Origin of the sequence: Synechococcus sp. A15-24, from assembly GCF_014280195.1 — a bacterium.
GTDB lineage: Bacteria > Cyanobacteriota > Cyanobacteriia > PCC-6307 > Cyanobiaceae > Parasynechococcus.
Genome location: NZ_CP047960.1, coordinates 1,640,132 through 1,662,089, shown reverse-complemented (window position 1 = coordinate 1,662,089; position 21,958 = coordinate 1,640,132). Strand labels below are relative to the sequence as shown.

Genomic DNA, 21,958 nt, shown 5'->3' with positions numbered 1-21,958 from the left:
TTCAGCCTTCGCTCAGGCGTTGGCGATGGCAGAAACCGCAGCAGCTCCACAACGACATTTCGCCATTCGGGGCCGGTCTGTGGCACTGCGGACAGGTGCCCATGCCGTGGATATCGGTCCGGCTGGGATGGCGGGACCAGATGTCTGTCTCACTGGGCAGTGGGGCGGTGCTGCCGGTGTGATGCTGCTGAATACGTAGATCCCGCACCGGGTGCCCAGCCCTGTTGAGAGAACTGATCAGCTGCGGCTTGTTGTATTGCAGAGCCTGACGCCACTGGGGATGACTTGCACCGACCGTGAGCACGCCTCGCTGGAGGGACAACGGGCGACAGTGCGTCGCCAGAAGGTCGCCTGCAATCGAGGGCCAGTCCTGCCACAGGCTGGCGAGGCTGCCGTCCCGCCGCCAGTCCTGACGTAGGCGGTCGAGGCAGTCTCCTAGGGGGGATGCCGGAGTCGGCGGGGCCTGCTGGAGCAGTTCAACGCCGCGAAGTTTGTGACGTTGTCCGTCTGGAGCGATGGCCATGAACCGAGCCTAGAGCCGAGTTCTCAGCTGAACTCGCTAATCTCAAATTGGTTTTGTTATCCCCGATGGGCTTCTTCGATCGGCTGGGTCGTCTTGTACGCGCCAATGCCAACGCTGCGGTCAGCAGCATGGAAGACCCGTCCAAAATCCTCGACCAGTCCGTTGCTGACATGCAGTCGGATCTGGTGAAGCTGCGGCAGGCAGTGGCTTTGGCCATCGCCAGCCAGAAGCGGCTTCGCAGTCAGGCTGAGCAGGCCTCATCCCAAGCCACAACCTGGTACGAGCGGGCTGAATTGGCCCTGAAGAAGGGGGAGGAGGACCTGGCTCGAGAAGCACTGACGCGCCGCAAAACCTTTCAGGAGACCGCCACGTCTCTCAATGCTCAGGTTCAGTCGCAGGATGGTCAGGTCGACACTCTGAAGAAGAGCCTTGTGGCCCTCGAAGGCAAGATCGCCGAGGCCAAGACCAAGAAGGACATGCTCAAGGCCCGCGCCCAGGCGGCGCAGGCTCAGCAACAGCTCCAGAGCGCCGTCGGCAACATCGGCACAAATTCCGCCATGGCAGCTTTCGAGCGCATGGAGGAAAAAGTCGAGGCGATGGAGGCCACCGGACAGGCCGCGGCTGAGTTGGCCGGTGCTGATCTGGAGAGCCAATTCGCAGCCCTGGAGGGAGGCTCTGATGTGGATGATGAGCTGGCAGCGCTGCGCAACCAGCTCAAGGGCGGCCCGGAGGCCGTTGCTCTGCCCGCGTCTGAGCAATCCCAGGCTGTGACGCCAGTGAAGGTGGAGGAAGTCGATGCAGATCTCGAGGATTTGAAGCGTTCCATCGACAAACTCTGAAATCTGGCTGCTTCGGCTCGAGGCTCCATAGGATCAGGGCAGCTCTGACCTCGTGCTTTGGTCGCTGATTTCACTGACGCCGGGTTTGCCTCCGAAGTGCTTCAGGCACCTGGAACAGTTCTGGTTGATTTCTGGGCACCATGGTGCGGCCCCTGCCGGCTGATGGCTCCCCTGATGGACTGGGCTGCTGACACCTATGGCGAGCGCTTGACGGTTGGGAAGCTGGAAGTCGATGGCAACCCATCGACCCGCGATGCCTACGAGGTGCAGGGCATTCCCACCCTCATCCTTTATCGCGACGGTGAAGTGATCGCACGCCATGAAGGGGCGATTGCCAAGCCTCAGCTGCAGGCATTCCTGGATGCCAACCTCTAGGCGTCTTGAGGCCCTTGGTAACGGTGTTTTTGCGCGCACCGACCGGGCGAAACAGGCCCATCGGGACAAACCAGGCCTTCCACCTCTGATCGATCTCTCCCTCGGGTCGACAGATTTACAGCCGCCTGACGAGATTATCCGCTGCATGGCGGCGGCAATGACTGACCCTGCTAGTTCCGCGTATTGCCTTGAAGCGGGGACAGCACCGTTCCAACAGGCGGTGGCAGCCTGGTGTCAGCGCCGATTCGGGGTGGAGGTCGACCCCCAACGTCAGGTTCAGCTGCTGGTCGGCTCCCAAGAGGGAACAGCCCATCTCCCCCTCGCCATTCTTGACCCGGGGGACCATGCGCTCCTCCTCGATCCTTCTTATCCATCCCATCGCGGTGGGCTTGTGCTGGCAGGAGCCTCGATCTGCAGCTTGCCTCTGTCTCAGGAGCAGGACTGGCTCCCTGATTTCGACGCCATCCGCCCTGAGCTCTGGGATCAGCTGAAGCTGTTCGTTCTCGGTTACCCCCACAACCCAACCGCCAGGGTGGGAAACCAGGAGCTGTTGGATCAGGCGATGGCCCGTGGTTGTCGCCATCAGCTGGTGATTGCCAACGACAATCCCTACGTGGATCTTGCCTTGGAGGGAGAGGCCCCATCGCTGTTGAGAAGTCCTGGTTGGAATGACTGGGGTATTGAATTCTTCTCCCTGTCCAAAGGCTGGTGCCTTGGCGGATTTCGGCTGGCCTTCGCCATTGGCGCCGAACCCTTGATCACCGCCCTGCGTCAGGTGAAAGGCGTGGTGGATTTCAACCAGTCGTTGGCGTTGCAACAGGGGGCGATCCAGGCCCTGACCCGATGGGCTGATTGGCCCCGCAGCCTGCATGGCAAGTATTGCGAGCGTCGGGATCGCGTTTTGTCGGTGTTGCGGGGCGGTGGCTGGTCCTGTCCCACTCCAGGGATGGCCATGTATCTCTGGTTGCCATTGCCAGCTGATGCTGGCGTCCGGAAGCTTGACGATGAAACCTTTGCCAGCCATGTGCTGCAACACTCCGGCGTCGCACTTACCCCGGGCTCCGGTTTCGGTGAAGGGGGTAAGGGCTGGTTGCGGATGGCTTTGGTGCGTCCAACGGATGAGCTTGAGGACGCTGCCCGACGGTTGGTGGCTGCTGTCCCATGACCTGGACGGCTCGACCGCACCGCTGTGGAGGGCGTCAGCTGGCATTGCATCATCGACGATTCAGGACTAAACACCTGGGGACATGGAATCTGCGCTGGCTTCCGGTGTGCAGCAGCACCGAGATCAGCCTTGCCGAATGGCTTCAGGAAACATCGGATCTGGCGCGGCCCCGAGCAGTCGTGGCAGGCCGTCAGCGGCGAGGCGTTGGTCAGCGCGGTCGCCACTGGCAGTCGCCAACCGGTGGGGTCTGGCTGAGTGCCGCCATGCCCTGGCCAGGACAGTCCGCCACGGCAGCGGGTCTGCTAGGCCTTGCTGTTGCCCTGGAGCTTGCCAACCGGCTGGAGCGCCAGGGCGTTCCGGTTCAGATCAAGTGGCCCAATGACCTACTGGTGGAGGGGCGCAAGCTGGCGGGGGTGCTGCCGCGACTGGTGCACCGCGGGCCACAGCTGAGGCTGGTGCGCTGTGGTATTGGGCTGAATGTCATGAACACTGTCCCCACCGGTGCCATTGCCCTGCGTGAACTGCTGCCAAGGTCTGATGCTTCCGTTGAGATCTGGGTGGGTGAACTGCTGCTGTCGCTGGAGCGCAGTCTGCAGTTGCTGGCTGGATCTTCCGCCTGGCTTCAGTTGGTGGAGGACCGTCTCTGGAGCGATCAGGTCTCCAGTTCAGACAACGGACCGTCCTGGACGATCGAAGGCTTGTCGCCCCGCGGCGGCCTGCTCCTGCGACGTGGGCAACAGCGAACGGAGTGGATTCGCTGGCCTTAACCGAGCCGGGACTGCTTACTCTTGCTGAGCAAATCCTTGATTGATTGTGCTCCGCTGGTTGCCGCTGTTTTGGGTGCTGAGCATTCCAGCGGTCCCTCTGAAGCCTGATCCCGCGCAGATCAGCACGGCAGAACCGCCGCGTCGTTCCGATCAGTCATTGGACCAGCTTGAGCGGTCCCGGGTGATTACGCCGCTGGAACGACGAGGGCTGGAGGCCGGACAACCGAAGGCCCCAATCGATGTCTCCCGCTATCAAAAAGCCTGTCGTGAGGGTGCCCTGTCCCGTCAGGAGTGTGCATCCGGCGTGGCGGTGCGTTCCTTGCCCCGTTCCAGGTCTGCACCCACCCCGAGCTCGGTTCCTGTGTCTGCCCTGCTGGCGGGGACTGCAGCCAGCTTCAGCTTGGATTCATTCTTTGCGGTCACGCCGCGACCATCCCCTCATCCGGGAAACGGAGATACGCGGCTGCTGTTTCCCGTCATCGGTCAGGCGATTACCAGCAGTGGCTTCGGCTGGCGGCTCCATCCGATTCTTGGCAATTGGCTGATGCATGCGGGTCGGGATTTTGCCGCGCCCCAGGGCACACCCGTGGTGGCAGCCCTCTCCGGCCGTGTCGTGAGCAGTGGCCTGGCCGGTGGCTATGGCATCGCCATTGAGCTGGAGCACAGTGCCCCGAGGCGCCGCACGCTTTACGGACATCTCTCGGAGCTGTACGTCAAAGCAGGACAGAAGGTGCTTCAGGGTTGAGTTGTTCGACGTCGTTCAGAAAGGCCTCAGCAGTGCTGAAGCACTTGCAGCAATGACCTTCTTCACAGATCTCCTCGTGAATCAACTCTCCGATGCGGGGATCGTCCTCCACAACCGCAATGATCAGTCCCTCAGATGACTGCGGCATCAATGCAACAGAGATACGTCATTGTGATGCTTCATTCACGATGCGGCCATCCTGAAAACGGGCAATTCGATGGGCTCGGGCTGCCACATCGTCTTCATGGGTCACCATCACCAGGGTGATTCCCTGCTGGTGCAATTCATCAAACAGTTCCAGCACTTCAGCCGTGGTGTTCGAGTCGAGGGCGCCGGTGGGTTCGTCCGCCAGGAGAAGACTCGGGCGATTGATGATGGCTCTCGCTATAGCGACCCGCTGCTGCTGGCCGCCGGAGAGCTGGTTGGGACGATTGTCCAGACGTTGACTCAGGCCGACGCGATCAAGGGCTGAAGCCGCTCGTTCCTTGCGTTCGTCCAGTGGGATTCCGGCGTAGACCATCGGCAGCATCACGTTCTCCATGGCCGAGGCATGGGGAAGGAGATGGAACTGTTGGAACACGAATCCCAGAGACTGGTTGCGCAGGTCCGCAAGCTCATCATCATCGAGCTGTTCAACGGCAATTCCATTAAGCCGGTAACGGCCACCGGTCGGTCGATCCAGGCAGCCAAGGATGTTCATCGCCGTGCTCTTGCCGGAGCCGCTCGCCCCCATCACCGCTAGATAATCGCCGCTGCGAACAGTGAGATCAAGTTGATCCAGCGCCCTGACTTCAAGATCACCCTGGCCGTAGACCTTGCTGACGCCACTCAGTTCAGCAACAGCTTGGGAGGTTGAATCAGCCAAGGCCGCGTTGTGTGGATTGAGCGATGGCTTCCTGCAGCAATGGGCTACTGGTTACGGCTGTATTGGCCCACTGGAACAAGGGGTTGGAGAGGATGCCACCCACGGCAGTCACGGCGACGCAGCCGATCAGGGCGACGCGCAAGGGCTGCATGCCCATCACGGACCAGCTCACATCTGGGTAGGCCTTGACGATGTCGGAGGCTTCCTGGGGCTCTTTCACGACCATCATCTTGATGACCGAGATGTAGTAGTAGATCGACACCACTGAAGTGATCAATCCGACGACGACCAGAAGGTATTGGTGGTCGGCCCAGCCGGCGAAGAACAGGTAGATCTTTCCGAAGAAACCCAGCATGGGAGGGATGCCACCCAGCGACAGCAGGCAGAGGCTCAGTCCGAGGGTGATGAGTGGATCCTTTTGATACAGGCCGGCGTAATCAGAGATCCTGTCGCTGCCCGTTCGGATCGAGAACAGGATGATGCAGGCGAAGGCCCCGAGATTCATAAACAGGTAGGCGGCCATGTAAAGAACCATCGCGGCGAAACCGTCTTCGGTGCCGCAGACCATGCCGATCATCACGAAGCCGGCCTGACCAATCGAGCTGTAAGCCAGCATCCGTTTCATTGAGGTCTGGGCTAGTGCCACAACGTTGCCCAGCGTCATGCTGAGCACCGCCAGAACGGTGAACAGCAGCTTCCACTGGCCGTCAAAGGCCCCGAAACAACCCACAAGGATCCGCAGGGCTAACGCAAAGCCTGCGGCCTTTGAACCAACTGAGAGGAACGCCACCACCGGAGTGGGTGAGCCTTCATAAACATCCGGAGTCCACTGGTGAAAAGGAACGGCTGCAATCTTGAACGCCACGGTTGCCAGCACGAACACCAAAGAGAGGGCTGCTACTGGTGTTGTGCTGGTTTGGAGGGCAACGCCGATGGCCTCAAGGCTGGTGCTGCCGCTCAGGCCATAAAGAAGGGAGGATCCGTAGAGGAAAACGGCAGCGGCGGCTGAGCCGACAAGCAGATATTTGAGCGCTGCTTCGGAGCTGCGGGCGTCGCGCTTCATGTAGCCCGACAGCAAATAGCTGGCCACCGAGAGGGTCTCTAAGGAAATGAAGACACTCACCAGATCCGTTGCACCGCAGAGCAACATGGCCCCGAGGGTGGCAGCCAGCAGGATGGCGGCATATTCCCCGACCGGTGTGCCGCTCTGCTCGGCGTAACGCCAGCTGATCAACAGCGACAGCAGGGTGGAGAGAGCGATGACCGCCCGAAAGGCCACCGCGAGGTTGTCCGCGAGGAATGCCCCCAGAAAGGAGCTTTCAACCGGGGCATTCCATTGCAAGGCCAACAACAACAGCGCTGTCCCGAGACCCCCGTAGCAAATGGGAGGAACCAAGCGGGCAGCAACCTTTTCCCCTGCTAGATCCACGAGCAACGTGGCGATCATCGCCAGCAATACAGCTCCCTCTGGAAGCACCGCCGTGGCATTCAGCGACAGGTTGAGAAGCTCACCAGGAGCAGCCATGGCCTGGGCGGCGAGAAGAAAGACACCCATCTCGGGCATGGCGGCCTGAATCCGTTGCGCTGAGGCGACTGTAGCGGCGCTGCTCAGCAGGACTGCTCGTGCAGAGCGCTTGGCGGTGCGATAAAGAAGGAGCACGGATCCTTGCCCGCCTGTGGCGCACACCCTCGTCATTGTTGAAAGCCCCACGAAGGCCCGCACCATTCGCGGCTTCCTTCCGAAGGGGTTCAAGGTCGAGGCGTCCATGGGCCATGTGCGTGATCTACCCAACAACGCCAGCGAGATCCCTTCGTCCGCCAAGGGTCAGAAATGGGCCAATCTCGGTGTGAACACCGAAGCCGACTTTGAGCCCTTGTACGTGGTGCCGAAGGACAAGAAAAAGGTGGTGCGTGACCTAAAGGATGCGTTGAAAGGTGCGGATCAGCTGCTTCTGGCCACCGACGAAGACCGCGAGGGGGAAAGCATTAGCTGGCACCTGCTGCAGCTGTTGGCGCCGAAGGTTCCGGTGAAGCGGATGGTCTTCCACGAGATCACCAATGAAGCCATCGGCAAGGCGCTGGATCAGACCCGTGATCTCGACATGGAGCTGGTGCACGCCCAGGAGACGCGTCGGATCCTGGATCGTCTGGTGGGGTATACCCTCTCCCCCTTGCTCTGGAAAAAGGTGGCATGGGGGCTTTCCGCTGGCCGGGTCCAATCGGTCGCCGTTCGCCTGCTGGTGCAGCGGGAACGGGCTCGGCGGGCCTTCCGCAGCGGCAGTTACTGGGATCTCAAGGCCCAGCTCGAGCATGCCGGCAGTGGTTTCGAGGCCAAGTTGACCCATCTGGGTGGCCAACGTATCGCCACCGGTAACGATTTCGACGAAAGCACCGGTGGCCTCAAGGCCGGCAGTGAAGTGCGGTTGCTGTCGGAAGAGGAGGCCCGTGCTCTAGCGGAGACGGTTCAGGCCGCGCCCTGGTCGGTGGATGCTGTTGAGGAGAAGCCCACGGTGCGGAAGCCCGTGCCTCCGTTCACCACCAGCACCCTGCAGCAGGAGGCGAATCGCAAGCTGCGCCTCTCAGCGCGGGAGACGATGCGCTGCGCCCAGGGCCTCTACGAACGCGGTTTCATCACCTACATGCGAACCGACTCGGTTCATCTGTCGTATCAGGCGATCAGCGCGTCCCGCAGCTGTGTGGAAGGCCTCTATGGCAAGGAGTATCTGAGCAAGGGTCCGCGGCAATTCAGCACCAAGGCACGCAATGCCCAGGAGGCCCACGAGGCGATTCGCCCCTCCGGCGAGAGCTTCCGCACACCAGGCGACACCGGGCTTGAGGGCCGTGACCTGGCGGTGTACGACCTCATCTGGAAACGCACCGTCGCCAGCCAGATGGCGGAAGCCCGGCTGACGATGCTCTCGATCGATCTCAGCTCTGGAGAGGCCAGTTTCCGAGCCAGCGGCAAGCGAATCGATTTCCCGGGCTTCTTCCGTGCCTACGTCGAGGGCAGCGATGACCCTGATGCAGCCCTGGAGGGCCAGGAGGTGCTTCTGCCCGCACTGGCCGTGGGTGATGCCCCTGCCCCCAAGCAGGTGGAACCTTTGGGCCACCAGACCCAGCCGCCAGCCCGTTTCAGCGAAGCCTCCCTGGTGAAGATGCTGGAGAAGGAGGGCATCGGACGACCCTCCACCTACGCCTCGATCATCGGCACGATTGTTGATCGGGGTTATTCCACGCTGCAGGGCAATGCCCTGACCCCCAGCTTCACAGCCTTTGCTGTGACCGCCCTGCTGGAAGAACATTTTCCGGATCTGGTGGATACGAGCTTCACGGCTCGGATGGAGAACACCCTTGATGAGATCTCCCACGGCAAGGTCGAATGGTTGCCGTACCTGGAAGGGTTTTTCAAAGGTGATCAGGGGCTGGAAACCCAGGTGCAGCAACGGGAAGGGGACATCGATCCCGGAGCCTCCCGAACCGTCGACCTCGAGGGCCTGTCCTGCGCGGTGCGCATCGGGCGATTCGGTGCCTACTTGGAGTCCAAGCTGGTCGGCGATGACGGCGAGGAGGAGCTGATCAAAGCGACGCTCCCCAGGGAGATCACACCGGCGGATCTTGATGCGGACCAGGCGGAACTGATCCTGAAGCAGAAGGCCGATGGCCCGGAAGCCATCGGCGAGGACCCGGAGACTGGCGACTTGGTGTATCTCCTGTTTGGTCAGTACGGGCCCTATGTGCAGCGCGGGCAGGTCAGTGATGAGAATCCAAAGCCCAAACGGGCCTCACTTCCCAAGGGCCAGAAACCTGAGGATCTGACCCTGGAGGATGCCCTCGGCCTGCTCCGACTCCCCCGCTTGTTGGGGGAACATCCCGATGGCGGGCGGGTTAAGGCTGGTCTCGGACGTTTCGGGCCCTACGTGGTTTGGGATATGGGCAAGGGCGAGAAGGACTACCGCTCTCTTAAGGGTGAAGACGATGTGCTGGCGGTTGGCCTCAGCCGCGCCTTAGAGCTGCTGGCCATGCCGAAACGGGGCCGCGGCGGCCGGACGGCGCTGAAGGATCTCGGCAAACCCGAGGGCAGCGAGGAGACGATTCAGGTCTACGACGGTCCCTATGGCCTCTACGTCAAGCAGGGCAAGGTCAATGCCTCCCTGCCTGAAGGCAAAGGGGCGGACGATGTCACGCTGGAGGAGGCTGTGGAACTGCTGGCGGCGAAGGCCTCTGCCAAGAAGAGCAGCCGCAAGACCACGGCGGCCAAAAAAGCTCCGGCCAAGAAGGCTGCTGCGAAAAAACCCGCCGCCAAGAAACCTCCGGCCACCACCAAGAGCGGACGGCTGCGGGCTAGTGCTGTGCGGGTGATCAAACCCGCCGACAGCTGATGCTCCGGCTGGTTTGGCTGCTCCCACTGGCGCTGCTGCAGGCCTGTGCCGGATCGCCGGTGGCTGAGGAGTTGCAGCGCAGCTTCGAGTCCCCTGAACTCGCGGCCACCGAGGCGGAGGCACCGATCCCTGAGCAACCTCCGGTGGTGGATCCCGCCCCGATCGATCGATCACAGGTGGTGGACGAGGAGGCAGCAACCAAACCCGACACCGATACCGACACTGACACTGAGGTCGATGGGATCGATGTCCAGCAGCCCATGTCCAAGTCGCTGCAGCCCCCGGCGCCGTATCGCATCACCATCCGCTTGGCTGGGGCCGATCCAGCCGCTCCTGCGGAAGCGGTCACGCGGGCGTTGCGGAAGTCCGAGGTGGTGTTCTCGGTGGAACGGATCGAGCGAATCACGCCATGAATCAGCCGCGGCGCAACCTGACGCGGCCACAGGCGCTCCGTCTCGTGGAAGGGGCTTATCTGGCGGCCACCACGGGCCTGATCTGGCTGGCGCTGTACTACCTGCCTGTTGGCGGTGCGCTGTTCCGGCTAGCTCTGCCGCTGCCCCTGTCCTTGCTGCAACTACGCCGCGGTGGACGGTCGGGGGCCGAGGGTGTGTTGCTGGCGGTGTTGCTGATGACAGCGTTGATGGGGCCTGTGAGAGGCCCTCTTCTGCTGTTCCCGTATGGCCTGATGGCTCTCTGGTTGGGCTGGAGCTGGGGCAAGGGACGAAGCTGGTGGTTGAGCTGGCCGGTGGGAGTGGTGCTGGGCAGCATCGGATTTCTGGTGCGGTTGCTGGTGTTGTCGCTCCTGGTGGGAGAAAACCTCTGGGTGGTGATCACCCGAGCTGGTGCCGGCTTGCTCGAGCGGTTGATCGCGCTGTTGCAGTTACCCATCAGCCCAGATCTCACCAGCGTGCAATTGATGGCCCTTGGCCTTGTTGTGGTGCAAGAGGTGATCTATGTGCTGTCACTCCACGCGCTGGCGTACTGGATTTTTCCCCGCCTCAACGCGCCAATCCCAGAGCCACCAAAGCTCCTGCAAGGACTTGTTGCCCTTGACCCTCTCTGATCTGGAGGGCCTCCCGTTGGGCTGCTCCATTGTTGGCAGCCGCTGCAGCCGCCAGCAGTTGCAGGCCCATCTCGAGCCATGGTGCCAACGGGATTCGAGCTTTGATCTGTTGCTGCTGCTGGCGGCCACGCGGACAGCTGAACGCGAGGGCATTTCCGCTGCAGGAGCCACCGCTGCCTCCCGCCGTCTCACCGCCCTGGCGGATGCTGACCTACTGCTCCAGGGCCCAGGCCAGCTGCGGAGTTGGTCGTTGCCGCCCCTCCCCGCTGGTGTCTCGCCCGCCCTGCTGAGCCATGTGGCGCTGCAACCCCTTCCCATGCAACCTGTTGTGGCGGCGCTTGGTTTGGAGCACGAGGCCACGTTTCCCCACCTGCGTCTGGAGTCCCCACAGGCCGGGCCGGCGCGGTGTTTGTCCACGGGACGGGCCATGGATCCGGAGCGAGTGGAACGGCTGTGGCGCCAGGGGATGCGTCTTGGTGCACAGCTGCGCCGTCCACTGCTGCTGGCGGAATGTGTCCCAGGAGGAACCACGACAGCTCAAGCTGTGCTCACGGCCCTTGGGGTGCCGGTGAATGGGTTGATCAGCGGCAGCGCCCGGCAGCCACCCCAGGAGCTGAAGCGACACCTGGTGGAGCAGGGATTGCGTCGGGCGCAGTTGCCGGCATGGCCGTCACCCCAGGCTGTGTTGGCAGCGGTAGGGGATCCGTTTCAGGCGGTGGCCGCCGGTGTGCTGGTGTCAGCTCAGCAGCCGGTGCTGCTGGGGGGAGGCAGTCAGATGGCTGCTGTCGTGGCCCTTGCCCTGGCATCGCTGCCGGATCAGCGACGGAAAGCCCTGGCGGATCGGGTGCTGCTCGGTTCAACGGCCTGGCTGGCGCAGGAACGGATCTGTGGCAGTGACATGCCGGCCCTGGGCTGTCTGCTGGATGAAGTGGGCCAACGCTTCGGTGTTTCCCTGGCAGGACTGGCCAGTGGATTGCGCTTCCATGCCAGCCGGCAGCCCGCCTTGCGTGATTACGAGGACGGGTTCGTCAAGGAAGGGGTTGGGGCTGGAGCGTTGCTGCTGTTGGCCCAGTTGCAGGGCCACCACTCCGAGGCTCTGCTGGAGGGTTGCGAGCGGGCCTTGGATGAGCTGCTGGCGTCCGCCGTAGCGTCAGAGGTATGAGCGCAATGGGTTTTCGCGGACAGTGCAGTCGTCGCCGCCTGCTGCAGCTGGCGGCGGGAGCGGGTCTCGGGCTGGTGGCTGCCTGCCGCAAGGGCCCGCAGCCACCCCAGCTTCGTGCGGCTCGAGGACTCATCCCCAAGGCCTGGGCGGATCAGCTGCCGTCGCCCTGGACCTGGTCCTGGCAGGAGTCTGAGGCCACGGATCCCGATGACCAGGAGCAAGGTGGCGGCGATCTTCTCGCCCTCAACGATGGGTGGTTGCCGTCGTTGCCGCCGGATCAACGGCAGCTGATCCAAGCGCCACCGTTGCAGCAACAACTCGGTATTCAGGCACGCCGTTTTCTGGAACAGCAGGGTGAGCAGCGCGCCGGATCGCTGCTGCCGGTGGGTGTAAGTCCCTGGGTGATTCTGTTCCGGAATGGCACCGAGTGGGCTGAAGCGGCCAGGGCCGGCTGGGATGTGCTGCTGCAACCGTCGCTGGCCGGACAGGTGATTCTTCCCGCCAGTCCCCGTTGGGTGATGGACCTCGCCGACCGTTGCGGGGGTGATGCAGCCCTGCAACGCCTGCGCCAGCAGCTGCTGACCATGGACGACCGGCGTGCCACCAACTGGTTGCTCAAGGACAAGGCACGGGTTGTGGTGTTGCCCCTGCAGCGCTGCATGGCCCTGTTGCGGCGCGATCCACGCCTGACGGCCGTGCTGCCCGATCAAGGAGCACCTCTGCATTGGACGCTGTTGGTGCGGCCCAAGGGAACCCGCGAGCCGCTGCCTCAGAACTGGGTGGAGGCGGCCTGGACATCTCCCCTGCGCCGAACCCTTCTGGTCAACGGCTGGCGTGCCCCGCTTGAGGCCGATGCGATCGAGCTGGATCGCCAAGACCTGCCCAACCCATGGCGTGAGCTGCTGCTACCGCCTGCATCGCTTTGGGAACGCTGTTGGTCACTGCCGCCGCTAACAGAACCGGAGCGGTTGCAGCTGGGAGAGCGTTGGCGTGCTTCAACCCCATAACCGTCGGCGTGGAGAGGCCTGCAGTCGACGGTGGGTGTCAGCCAGCAAGTCTGGAATCGTGAGTTGGTGAGGACAGCGGGGCAGGCAGTCCCCACACTGCTGGCAGGCGCTGGCATCAACGGTTTCCCACCAGTGGCCCGCTCGCCCGATGAGGTTGTAACGCTCCTGGCAGAAGGGGATCAGGTCATGGCCGATGGCCAGATTGCGTAACCGCAGCAGCTCTGGGATTGGCACCTCGTTCGGACAGGGCAGACAGGCCTGGCACTGCCCGCAGAGATCGGCGCCGACACGCTCACGGCGATAGTCGTCCAGCCGTTGCAGGCTGGATTCTTCCTCAGGAGAGAGGGGGGAATCACTGCTCTGCAGCGCAGCGGCGAGCTCCAGGTCAGAGGCCTGGGCCGCACCGACACTGAGGGTGGAGATCCCCTGGGCCAGCAGGAAGCGGGTGGCCAACTGCAATGGGGAGAATGGCGCACAGTCGCTGATCAGGGTCGGACTTGGTGCTTGCAGGCGTCCCCCCTTGTCAGCCGGAGAAATCGCCAGGACCCCCATGCCTTGCTCAAGGGCCTGATGGGCCAACGGCAGTCGCTGTGGATCCAGCAGATGCAGATGCAGGCTGCAGAACTGAAATCGCCCACTGCTGATGGCCGCGGCAATCAGTGCTTGGCTGCCATGGCTGCTGAATCCCACCTGAGCGGCATGGCCCTCCCCCTGGACCCAGTCCAGCAAGTCCTTGCCATCCCCATGCAGGGCCCAGTCGAGGTGGTCAGGGCGGTTGATGCCATGGATGGCCAGGTTGTCGAGGCTGCCGCAGCCAAGACGCTCCAGGATCTTCAGCAGCTGATGCTTCCCCTCACGCAGGGTCAATCCCGGCAGCAGTTTGCTGGTGACCACCCAGCCCCCCTCGGGCTGTCGTTCTCCTTGCTGCAGTGCTTGCCCTAGAAAATCTTCTGCCGGGCCGTAGGCGGGTGCTGTCTCGAGATGGTTGATGCCGGCGAGGACCGCTGCCTGCACCACCTCGTGCATCTGTTCGAGCGAGCCCAGGGCGCGCATGGTCCCGAGGGTGAACAGGCTGACCGGTCGTCCGGCACCGAATGGACGTCTCACCCCCGATCAGGATCTGTCTGTTCTGGATCCTCCCCTTCACCGCGGTTGCGCAGGTGTTTCACCAGTGCGGCGGGACTGAGGTCGTCGACGAAACGGTTGAAGTCGCTCTGATCTCGGGCGTCCGCTTCGGCATCCACGGCAATGGAGGCTTCCGCCACCACCTCCTCCAGCATCCAGATGCCGCTGCCGGTCCGAACCGCAAGGGCGATGGCATCACTCGGGCGTGCATCAACGTCATGGAGGATCACGTCGCCTTCATCCGCCTGCTCCAATGGATCGGTTTGTCTGAGCTTCAGGACCGCATGAAAGGTGCTGTCTTCGATGGCATGCACGATCACGCGTTCCAGTTCGAGACCGCCGGCCACCAGCAGAGCCGCCATGAGGTCGTGGCTGAGGGGTCGCGGTGGTTCCGCCCCTTGCAGCCCGGCCATGATGTTGTGGGCCTGGCTCTGGTCGATCCAGATCGGAACCTGGCGGCGACCACTGGGATCCCTTAGCAGAACGATCGGCGTCCGGCTTGCCGCATCCAGAGCAATTCCGGCAACGCTCATCTCCACCATGGCGGCGCTGCAGCACTATCCGATTATGACCAGTGGGAACCGATCGGGCGCTCAGCCATGTTCACAGGGTTGGTACAGGCAATGGGTCGGATTCAGCGCCGGGGGAACGGTCTCCTGGTTGAGGGCGCTGGGCCCTTCGGCCCCTTGAACCTGGGGGACAGCGTTGCCGTGGATGGGGTTTGCCTCACGGTTGCCGAGTGTGTCGGGGATGGGTTTCGTGCGGATGTCAGTGAGGAGACTCTGGAGCGCACCACGCTGGGACGCAAGGCGGAACGGGGTGGTGCCGTGAACCTGGAGCCTGCTTTGCGGCTCAGTGACCGCCTCGGAGGGCATCTGGTGAGTGGCCACATCGATGCTGTGGGCGAGGTGATGGCTGTGGTCGAGCTGCCGCAGTCCTGGCGGCTGGGGCTGCGCTGGAGTGAACCTCGCTTCGGGCGCTACGTCTGCGAAAAAGCCAGCATTGCGGTGGACGGCATCAGCCTCACCGTGGCCTCATGTTCAGACGATGGCGTGACGTTCGAGCTGGCGGTGATCCCCCACACCTGGAGTGTCACCACCTTGAGCCGGCTGGCTGTGGGAGATCAGGTGAACCTGGAGGCCGATCAACTGGCGCGTTACGCCGAGCGGTTACTCGTGGCCGATGGACAGGACAACCATCACTCCACACCGGCCATGTCAGAAGCCTGGCTTTCTGAAAACGGCTGGACCTGATCAGGAGTGCTCTCCATCGCGCTCTCGTCGAGAGGGCTCAAGGAGATAGACCCGGAGTCGCGGTTCAGCTCGATCCGGAATTCCTGGCCAGGCTCAAGACCGAGCCTGCGGGTGTAGGCGTGTCCGATCAGCAGATTGCCGTTCCCATGCACACGGGTGCGGAACTCGGCCTGCCGACCGCGACTGCCACCCCCACCGCTGTTGGTTGTGCTGCGGGGAAGCTGCCAACCCTGAGCTTCGGCCTTGGCTTCGACCAGTGCTCTGTAGAAGCTCTTTTTCAGCAATCGACCACTGGGGCCGACGTAACCGCAACCTCTGGCGATGTCATCCTCCGGCCGATTGCTGAGCGATCTGGCCTTGTTCAGCAGTTCTTCGCCGACCAGCATTGTCGCGATCAATTCAACTGAATTGTGGCCATGCATCCCAGCCCTGACAAGCGATCAGAGCAAATAAAGGATGACGAACAGAATGACCCAGATTCCATCCACGAAGTGCCAGTACAGCTCGGCCGCTTCGAGGGGGAAGTGATCCGCAGCCGTCACACGACCAACGTCAGCGCGAGCCTGCCACCAGACAATCAAGATCATCAGAGCGCCCAGGGTGACGTGCAATCCGTGGAAGCCCGTGGCGGCGAAGAAGGTGCTTGCGTACAGGTTGTCTGTCAGGCCAAAGGGGAGGGTGAAGTACTCGACCATCTGACTCACCAAAAAGGCGAGCCCCAACCCTGCCGTCACCAGCAGCCAGTTGCGGCAACGGCCTTGCAGGTTCTGGCGGATGGCCTGCCCGGCCTTGTGAAATGTGGCACTGCTCACCAGCAACAACACGGTGTTGAGGATGGGCAGCGGCAGCTCCAGCTCATAGATGGCTCCCTCAGGAAGAGGATTGACGGCCTTGAAGGTGAGATAGGCCGCAAAAAACCCGGCAAAGGTCATCGCATCAGCGACGAGAAAGGTGGCCAGGCCGAACATGCGGTGGTCAGCGTGTTCCTCAAGCCCGTGGGAGTCGATGGCATGGGAGCTCTCCGGCTGAACGGGGAGTGTCGAGGTCATTTGCCGCTGCTCCAGAGGTCGCGACCGCTGGTGGCGGTCAGGTCAAGTTGATCCATGGGAACGCCGTAGCCGTAGGGCTCCTCCACGAGAGGCGCGTCTCCGATCCAGTTCTCCACCGGTGGTGGTGAGCTGGTGAGCCATTCCGGTGTCAGGGCATTCCAGGGGTTGTCTCCGGCAGGTTTGCCGCTGAGGGCGCTCTGAACAACGTTCCAGAGGAATGGCAGCGTGCTGATGGCCATCAGCAAGGCCCCGACGGAACTGATCTGATTGATCAAGGTGAACTGCGGGTCGTATTCGGCGACGCGACGTGGCATGCCATTCAGCCCGAGCCAGTGCTGCGGACCAAAGCAGAGGTTGAAGCCGATGAAGGTGAGGGCGCAGTGGAGCCGCCCCAGGTCTTCATCGAGCATGCGGCCCGTGAACTTTGGATACCAGTGGTAAACCGAGGCGAAGATCACGAACACCGACCCACCGAAGACGATGTAGTGGAAATGGGCCACCACAAAGTAGGTGTCATGCACATGAATGTCGAAAGGCACCTGAGCCAGTGCCACACCGGTGATCCCCCCCAGCACAAAATTGACGATGAACCCGCAGGAAAACAGCATGGCGCTGTTCAGGGTGATGCGACCGCCCCAGAGGGTGGCTAGCCAGTTGAAGAATTTGATCCCCGTCGGTACGGCGATGAAGGCGGTCGCGATGGTGAAGAACAACCGCATCCAAGGCGGTGTGCCGCTGGTGAACATGTGGTGGGCCCAGACGACGAGGCCGAGCACCACGATGGCCATGATCGAATAGACCATCGTCACGTAGCCGAACAGGGGCTTGCGGGCGTGAACGGGGAGGATTTCACTCACCAGGCCGAAGGCCGGCAGCACCATGATGTAAACCGCCGGGTGGGAATAAAACCAGAACAGGTGTTGATAAACGACAACGTTGCCCCCCAGTGTCGGGTTGAAAAAGCCGGTGTGGGCCACGATGTCGAAACTGAGCAATACCAGTGTCCCCGCCAGCACAGGGGTTGAAAGAACCACCAAAATGCTGGTACCCAGCATCGCCCAGCAGTACATCGGCAATTGCATCAACTTCAGCCCCGGGCGACGCAGTTTGAGAATCGTCGCGATGAAATTAATGCCGCCAAAGATGGAACTTCCCCCCAGTAGAAGCACACTCAGAATCCAGATGATCTGACCTGTGGCAGGAGTGGTGATGCTCAACGGGGGATAGGCAGTCCAGCCGGACTGCGCAGCGCCAGTGAGGAAATAGCTGGTTATCAGCATCAGCCCCGCTGGGGGAATCAGCCAGAACGCCACCGCATTGAGTCGTGGGAATGCCATGTCCCGGGCACCCACATAAAAGGGAATCAAATAGTTGCCGAAGGCGCCATTCACCACCGGCACGATCCACAGAAAGATCATCACGGTCCCGTGCAGGGTGAGGACCTGGTTGTAAACGTCCCTGGCCATGAAGTCCGAGACCGGACTGGCCAGTTCCGTACGAATCGCCCCGGCGAGGGCTCCTCCGATCAGGTAGAAGAGAAAGCCGCAGACCAGGTATTGCAGGCCGATCACCTTGTGATCGACGCTGAAGCTGAAATAGCGAAGCCAGCCAGTGGGTTGAAGCCTTGGGCTGGATGAGCTGGTCTGAGGTGGGATTGCAACGGTCATCGGATCAGGTTGTGGTGGTGTCTTCCGTTTTGGCGTTGCTGCTAAACCAGGCATCCCATTCGTCCGGTTCGTCAACAACCACGGTGGAGCGCATGCCTCCGTGATACGGGCCACAGAGCTCTGCGCAGACGATCGGATAACGACCGGGTCGCGTGGCCGTGAAGCTGAGTTGGGTCGGTTGCCCAGGAATCACGTCCTGCTTGAGACGGAACTCAGGAACCCAGAAGGCATGAATCACATCCTTTGCCTCCATGTGGAGGGTCACTGGCCGATTGGCTGGTACGTGCAGCTCTCCAGCGGTGATGTCTCCCTCTGGGTAATGAAAGAGAAAGGCAAACTGCATTGCGGTCACATCAATGGGCAGTGCCGTTGCTGATGTGTTGTCCGTTAGCGTTGAGCCGGAGCTGATGCCTCCCCAGATGCGCTCTTCACCGGCCACAGCCATGTGGTCGTGAGCCAGCGGCACCATCCCGCCCATGCGGTCGTAGATGTCGTAGCTGTAGAGGCCAACGAACAGCACAACAACCGCCGGAACGGCTGTCCAGAAAATCTCTAGGGGGAGATTGCCTTCGATAGCAATTCCGTCTCCGAGCTGACCACTTCGTCGACGAAAACGGATCAAGCTATAAACAAGAAGCCCAACGATGCCCACAAACAGGATTGTTCCGATTGTGAACAGAACCTGAAAGAGCTCGTCGTAGATCGGTGCGTTCAAACTGGCATCAATCGGCAGAAGATTGATGTTCTGGCCGATCCAAAGCCCTCCCAAGGCGAGGAGCATTCCGATCACCAGAGTGACGATGGCTGATGGGATCTGCATGGCTCCAATCCCCAACTCGTCTTAGCGTATGCAGCCAGTTCAGCTTCTCCATGGATTGTTTGTTAAGGCGCTGGTTGTGTCAGCAAAGGTGCACCTTCGGGAGGTTGATGGTGTTGTAGATGTCCACACAAGGTGACGTTCAAAAAGACATCGCTACGTTCCGAGCAGGCCTTCGCAGGGTCTTGAGATGGACGGTCGATGATGCTTTCTGCCACGACTCCGATGCGACGTCGTCTTGGGCGCCTAACGGCTCACCTCGTTGTCGCTGTAATCGCGCTTGTGGTGATCGGAGGTGCAACCCGCGTCATGGAGGCGGGTCTGGCCTGTCCGGATTGGCCCCTTTGCTATGGGACGTTCCTGCCTGGGCGTCAGATGAACCTACAGGTGTTCCTGGAGTGGTTTCATCGCCTTGACGCCTTCGTCATCGGCATCGCTCTGGTGGTGATGTCCGTCGTCTCCGTCGTCTGGAGGCGATCTCTGCCGCGTTGGCTCCCCTGGATGAGCGGATTGTTGGTGCTGCTGGTTGTTCTGCAGGGTGGCCTCGGGGCTTTGACGGTGCTGCAGCTGCTCCCTTCAGGAGTCGTCACGGCTCACCTGGCTCTGGCCCTGACGCTTGTGGCACTGCTCAGCGGACTGACGCAGCGTCTGCTGCAATCCGGCGAGGGTCAGCCCCCCTGGTGGTGGCGTCCTTTGTCAGCCCTTGCTCTCGTTGGGGTGGTGAGCCAGTGCCTCCTCGGTGCGCGCATGGCCACCTCATGGGCTGCCCAGCGCTGCCTTGCCGGCGGTGAGGCCTGTCGCTGGCTGGTCTGGCATCGCTCCGCTGCAACTCCTGTCGCAGCTCTGGTTCTGCTTTTCGTGGTGTTGGCTTTGCTGGCCGGTGGGTGGAGCCGCCGTCAGTGGCCCCTGCTGCTCTCAGCGGTGCTGCTGGTGGCGACCCAGGTGAGCCTCGGTATCACCACGCTCCGACTCGGGCTGGATCAGCCCCTGGTCACGGTGGCCCATCAGCTGGTGGCGGCGCTGCTGGTGGGTGTTCTGGCGGCGCTGCTGGTGCGCTGCCCCGCGTTTGTTGCTGCCGTCCCCTGTCCTGTCGTCCTCGACGACTCCTCTCTGGAGCCCTGTCATGGCTGAAGCCATTTCCGCTGCCCTGCCCACCCGCGATCAGGTCGTTCCCTCAAGAAAACGGGTCAAGCTTCCCCCTTGGCTTGAAGTGGCCAAGCCAAGGCTGATCCCACTGCTTCTGGCCACCACCCTTGGCGGCATGGCTCTCACCGAGGGATGGCCCCTGTCGTCTCCCCGTCTGGTCTGCACCCTTGGCGGCGGTGCCCTGGCCTCCGCAGCGGCGGGAGTTCTGAACTGTTTATGGGAACAGGATCTTGATGGCCGCATGGCGCGCACCAGCGGCCGAGCCCTGCCATCTGGACGTCTCTCCCCGACGAGTGCCTTCATCGGCGCCATCGCCTGCACCCTGGCGGCGGCGATGCTGCTGGTGAGCGGTGTGAACTGCCTGGCGGCTGGTCTGTCTCTGCTTGGGCTCTGCAGCTATGTGTTGCTTTACACCGCTCTGCTTAAACCTCGGACAACGCAGAACATCGTCATCGGTGGTGTTGCAGGGGCGATCCCTCCACTGGTGGGAGCTGCTGCGGCGACCGGCCACGTGGGATTGGGGGGCTGGTGGCTGTTCGCTCTCGTGATGGTCTGGACACCCGCTCATTTCTGGGCGCTGGCCCTGTTGCTGCGTGAGGACTACCGAGCTGTCGGCATCCCGATGTTGCCAGTGGTGAAGGGACCCGTGGTTACGGCCCGTGCGATCCGTCGCTACGGCTGGGCCACGGTGCTGCTGAGCGGGTTTGGTGTCCTGGCCCTGCCAACGGGTGGTGTCTTCTACGGGTTGATGCTGCTTCCCTTCAACGGACGACTGATTCAGATGGTGCAGCGCCTGTCGATGGATCCCGACAGCCTGACGGCTGCCAAGGGACTGTTTCGCTGGTCGATCCTTTACCTGTTCGGCATCTGTCTGTTGCTGATCCTCAGTCGCACTGATCTCGCCTCGAACTTTGATCAGCAGGTGATGTTTGGTCTGCAGCATCTGCCGATCGTTTGATCGGTTCTTAGATTCCGTTTCTGGGTTGGCTGTGCGATGCCACTGATTGAACTTCGGCACCTGCACAAGGCCTACGGCTCTGTTGTGGCACTTGAGGACCTCAACCTTGAGGTGCCTGAAGCCTGTTTGTATGGCCTCCTGGGCCCGAATGGTGCGGGGAAAACATCAGCACTTCGCATCTTGGCCACGTTGCTGGAACCCGATGCGGGGTCTGTTGAGGTGGCTGGCATTGATGCTCTGAAGCATCCCAGAGCTGTGCGGCGGCATCTCGGATACGTGGCTCAGGAGGTGGCCATCGACAAAATCCTCACCGGGCGTGAACTTCTCCAGCTGCAGGGTGATCTTTATCACCTGCAACGCGCCGATCGTGATCAGCGGATGTCTGATCTGATCGAGCTGTTGGCCATGGGGGATTGGGTGGATCGACGCTGCGGCACCTATTCCGGAGGAATGCGGCGCCGCTTGGATCTGGCGGCGGGTCTGTTGCATCGGCCACGCCTTCTGGTGCTGGATGAGCCCACCGTGGGCCTGGATATCGAAAGCCGATCGGCCATCTGGGACCTGCTACGCCAGCTGGTCAGTCAGGGCACCAGCGTGCTGCTCAGCAGTCACTACCTCGAGGAGGTCGAGGCCCTCGCGGATCGAATGGCGATCATCGATTCCGGACGGGTGATCGCAGAAGGCACCCCGGATGGGTTGAAACAGCAGCTTGGGGGCGACCGTGTGACGCTGCGGGTGCGGGAGTTCAGTGATGCCGCAGAAGCGGACCGTGTGAGCGCACTGCTGCGGCCCCTGGACGGGGTCCGTCAGGTGGTGGTGAACCGTGCTCAGGGGTTTTCGCTCAACCTGGTGATCGATGGGGAAGCTGTGATCAACAGTGTTCGCCAATGCCTTGACCATCAGGGAGTGCCGGTGTTTGCCCTTGCCCAAAGCCGTCCCAGCCTTGATGACGTCTACCTTCAAGCGACGGGCCGGACCCTGATGGATGCGGAGCTGGCCCTTGCCGGTCAGCGCGATCTCAAACAGGAAAAGCGCCAATCCATGCGTTGAGTC

The 21,958-nt window shown here is 62.0% G+C and carries 23 protein-coding genes and 1 pseudogene; 14 read left to right on the top strand and 10 right to left on the bottom strand.

Annotation, left to right across the window (positions count from 1 at the left end; all coding sequences use genetic code 11):
* Window position 1 precedes the first annotated feature (1 nt).
* A complete protein-coding gene (locus tag SynA1524_RS09485; RefSeq protein WP_186497267.1) occupies window positions 2–523 on the bottom strand; it encodes a DciA family protein in 522 nt (173 codons plus the stop codon).
* A gap of 65 nt (window positions 524–588) precedes the next feature.
* Between SynA1524_RS09485 and SynA1524_RS09480 the strand changes: the two genes are divergently transcribed.
* The 5 genes and pseudogenes from SynA1524_RS09480 to SynA1524_RS09460 form a co-directional block, all read left to right on the top strand.
* Complete coding sequence (locus SynA1524_RS09480; RefSeq protein ID WP_186499606.1) at window positions 589–1,362, top strand: PspA/IM30 family protein; 774 nt, start codon at window positions 589–591, stop codon at window positions 1,360–1,362.
* 57 nt (window positions 1,363–1,419) lie between these two features.
* Entirely contained in the window at window positions 1,420–1,737 is a 318-nt protein-coding gene (gene trxA / locus SynA1524_RS09475) for a thioredoxin (protein WP_011128736.1), read from the top strand.
* Window positions 1,724–2,902 (top strand): aminotransferase class I/II-fold pyridoxal phosphate-dependent enzyme, encoded by a 1,179-nt coding sequence (locus SynA1524_RS09470; RefSeq protein WP_186497265.1) that lies wholly within the window; start codon window positions 1,724–1,726, stop codon window positions 2,900–2,902. The genes trxA and SynA1524_RS09470 overlap by 14 nt, the downstream gene beginning before the upstream one ends.
* Entirely contained in the window at window positions 2,899–3,669 is a 771-nt protein-coding gene (locus tag SynA1524_RS09465; RefSeq protein ID WP_186497256.1) for a biotin--[acetyl-CoA-carboxylase] ligase, read from the top strand. The genes SynA1524_RS09470 and SynA1524_RS09465 overlap by 4 nt, the downstream gene beginning before the upstream one ends.
* Before the next feature lie 43 nt (window positions 3,670–3,712).
* Window positions 3,713–4,411, top strand: a pseudogene (locus tag SynA1524_RS09460) (M23 family metallopeptidase); the annotation flags it as partial.
* On the opposite strand, the gene SynA1524_RS09455 reads toward SynA1524_RS09460, so the two are convergent.
* The 3 genes from SynA1524_RS09455 to SynA1524_RS09445 are packed head-to-tail and all read right to left on the bottom strand — an operon-like array spanning window position 4,383 to window position 6,843.
* On the bottom strand, window positions 4,383–4,562 hold the full coding sequence (locus SynA1524_RS09455) for a response regulator transcription factor (protein WP_186497254.1): 180 nt from the start codon (window positions 4,560–4,562) through the stop codon (window positions 4,383–4,385). The pseudogene SynA1524_RS09460 and the gene SynA1524_RS09455 sit on opposite strands and share 29 nt — an antisense overlap.
* Before the next feature lie 18 nt (window positions 4,563–4,580).
* Window positions 4,581–5,279 carry an ABC transporter ATP-binding protein gene (locus tag SynA1524_RS09450; protein WP_186497252.1) on the bottom strand — a complete coding sequence of 233 codons (699 nt, stop codon included), beginning with the start codon at window positions 5,277–5,279 and terminating at the stop codon, window positions 4,581–4,583.
* Complete coding sequence (locus SynA1524_RS09445) at window positions 5,272–6,843, bottom strand: NAD(P)H-quinone oxidoreductase subunit N (RefSeq protein WP_186499604.1); 1,572 nt, start codon at window positions 6,841–6,843, stop codon at window positions 5,272–5,274. The genes SynA1524_RS09450 and SynA1524_RS09445 overlap by 8 nt, the downstream gene beginning before the upstream one ends.
* A gap of 112 nt (window positions 6,844–6,955) precedes the next feature.
* Here SynA1524_RS09445 and topA point away from each other — a divergent pair, with 112 nt between their 5' ends.
* Genes topA through SynA1524_RS09420 form a run of 5 tightly spaced genes read left to right on the top strand, consistent with a single transcriptional unit; the run spans window position 6,956 to window position 12,890 of the window.
* Window positions 6,956–9,658, top strand: coding sequence for a type I DNA topoisomerase (topA, locus tag SynA1524_RS09440; RefSeq protein WP_186497250.1), 2,703 nt, complete (start codon window positions 6,956–6,958; stop codon window positions 9,656–9,658).
* Complete coding sequence (locus SynA1524_RS09435; protein WP_186497248.1) at window positions 9,658–10,071, top strand: hypothetical protein; 414 nt, start codon at window positions 9,658–9,660, stop codon at window positions 10,069–10,071. The genes topA and SynA1524_RS09435 overlap by 1 nt, the downstream gene beginning before the upstream one ends.
* Entirely contained in the window at window positions 10,068–10,721 is a 654-nt protein-coding gene (locus SynA1524_RS09430) for a DUF2232 domain-containing protein (protein WP_186497246.1), read from the top strand. Before SynA1524_RS09435 ends, SynA1524_RS09430 begins: the two co-directional genes overlap by 4 nt.
* Window positions 10,699–11,883 (top strand): nicotinate-nucleotide--dimethylbenzimidazole phosphoribosyltransferase, encoded by a 1,185-nt coding sequence (locus SynA1524_RS09425; RefSeq protein WP_186497244.1) that lies wholly within the window; start codon window positions 10,699–10,701, stop codon window positions 11,881–11,883. The genes SynA1524_RS09430 and SynA1524_RS09425 overlap by 23 nt, the downstream gene beginning before the upstream one ends.
* Window positions 11,880–12,890 carry a type 2 periplasmic-binding domain-containing protein gene (locus SynA1524_RS09420; RefSeq protein WP_286188554.1) on the top strand — a complete coding sequence of 337 codons (1,011 nt, stop codon included), beginning with the start codon at window positions 11,880–11,882 and terminating at the stop codon, window positions 12,888–12,890. The genes SynA1524_RS09425 and SynA1524_RS09420 overlap by 4 nt, the downstream gene beginning before the upstream one ends.
* Here SynA1524_RS09420 and SynA1524_RS09415 read toward each other — a convergent pair.
* Together SynA1524_RS09415 and SynA1524_RS09410 are read right to left on the bottom strand one after the other, a co-directional pair.
* Window positions 12,879–13,943 carry an aldo/keto reductase gene (locus SynA1524_RS09415; protein WP_286188744.1) on the bottom strand — a complete coding sequence of 355 codons (1,065 nt, stop codon included), beginning with the start codon at window positions 13,941–13,943 and terminating at the stop codon, window positions 12,879–12,881. The two genes, SynA1524_RS09420 and SynA1524_RS09415, sit on opposite strands and share 12 nt — an antisense overlap.
* Before the next feature lie 50 nt (window positions 13,944–13,993).
* The gene (locus tag SynA1524_RS09410) at window positions 13,994–14,557 is read right to left on the bottom strand and encodes a bifunctional nuclease family protein (protein WP_186497232.1); all 564 of its coding nucleotides are present in this window, start codon (window positions 14,555–14,557) and stop codon (window positions 13,994–13,996) included.
* 57 nt (window positions 14,558–14,614) lie between these two features.
* Here SynA1524_RS09410 and SynA1524_RS09405 point away from each other — a divergent pair, with 57 nt between their 5' ends.
* Window positions 14,615–15,268 carry a riboflavin synthase gene (locus SynA1524_RS09405; protein ID WP_186497230.1) on the top strand — a complete coding sequence of 218 codons (654 nt, stop codon included), beginning with the start codon at window positions 14,615–14,617 and terminating at the stop codon, window positions 15,266–15,268.
* Here the strand turns inward: SynA1524_RS09405 and SynA1524_RS09400 are convergent.
* Genes SynA1524_RS09400 through coxB form a run of 4 tightly spaced genes read right to left on the bottom strand, consistent with a single transcriptional unit; the run spans window position 15,214 to window position 18,804 of the window.
* A complete protein-coding gene (locus tag SynA1524_RS09400; protein WP_186497228.1) occupies window positions 15,214–15,654 on the bottom strand; it encodes an AbrB family transcriptional regulator in 441 nt (146 codons plus the stop codon). The two genes, SynA1524_RS09405 and SynA1524_RS09400, sit on opposite strands and share 55 nt — an antisense overlap.
* A 54-nt stretch (window positions 15,655–15,708) precedes the next feature.
* Entirely contained in the window at window positions 15,709–16,317 is a 609-nt protein-coding gene (locus SynA1524_RS09395; RefSeq protein WP_186497226.1) for a cytochrome c oxidase subunit 3, read from the bottom strand.
* On the bottom strand, window positions 16,314–17,984 hold the full coding sequence (gene ctaD / locus SynA1524_RS09390; RefSeq protein ID WP_186497224.1) for a cytochrome c oxidase subunit I: 1,671 nt from the start codon (window positions 17,982–17,984) through the stop codon (window positions 16,314–16,316). Before ctaD ends, SynA1524_RS09395 begins: the two co-directional genes overlap by 4 nt.
* A 4-nt stretch (window positions 17,985–17,988) precedes the next feature.
* Complete coding sequence (gene coxB, locus SynA1524_RS09385) at window positions 17,989–18,804, bottom strand: cytochrome c oxidase subunit II (RefSeq protein ID WP_186497222.1); 816 nt, start codon at window positions 18,802–18,804, stop codon at window positions 17,989–17,991.
* 198 nt (window positions 18,805–19,002) lie between these two features.
* On the opposite strand from coxB, the gene SynA1524_RS09380 reads away from it, so the two are divergent.
* The 3 genes from SynA1524_RS09380 to SynA1524_RS09370 are packed head-to-tail and all read left to right on the top strand — an operon-like array spanning window position 19,003 to window position 21,955.
* The gene (locus SynA1524_RS09380) at window positions 19,003–19,932 is read left to right on the top strand and encodes a COX15/CtaA family protein (RefSeq protein WP_186497220.1); all 930 of its coding nucleotides are present in this window, start codon (window positions 19,003–19,005) and stop codon (window positions 19,930–19,932) included.
* Window positions 19,925–20,905 carry a heme o synthase gene (locus tag SynA1524_RS09375; protein ID WP_186497218.1) on the top strand — a complete coding sequence of 327 codons (981 nt, stop codon included), beginning with the start codon at window positions 19,925–19,927 and terminating at the stop codon, window positions 20,903–20,905. The genes SynA1524_RS09380 and SynA1524_RS09375 overlap by 8 nt, the downstream gene beginning before the upstream one ends.
* A gap of 36 nt (window positions 20,906–20,941) precedes the next feature.
* Window positions 20,942–21,955 carry an ABC transporter ATP-binding protein gene (locus SynA1524_RS09370; RefSeq protein WP_186497216.1) on the top strand — a complete coding sequence of 338 codons (1,014 nt, stop codon included), beginning with the start codon at window positions 20,942–20,944 and terminating at the stop codon, window positions 21,953–21,955.
* The last annotated feature ends 3 nt before the right edge of the window (window positions 21,956–21,958 follow it).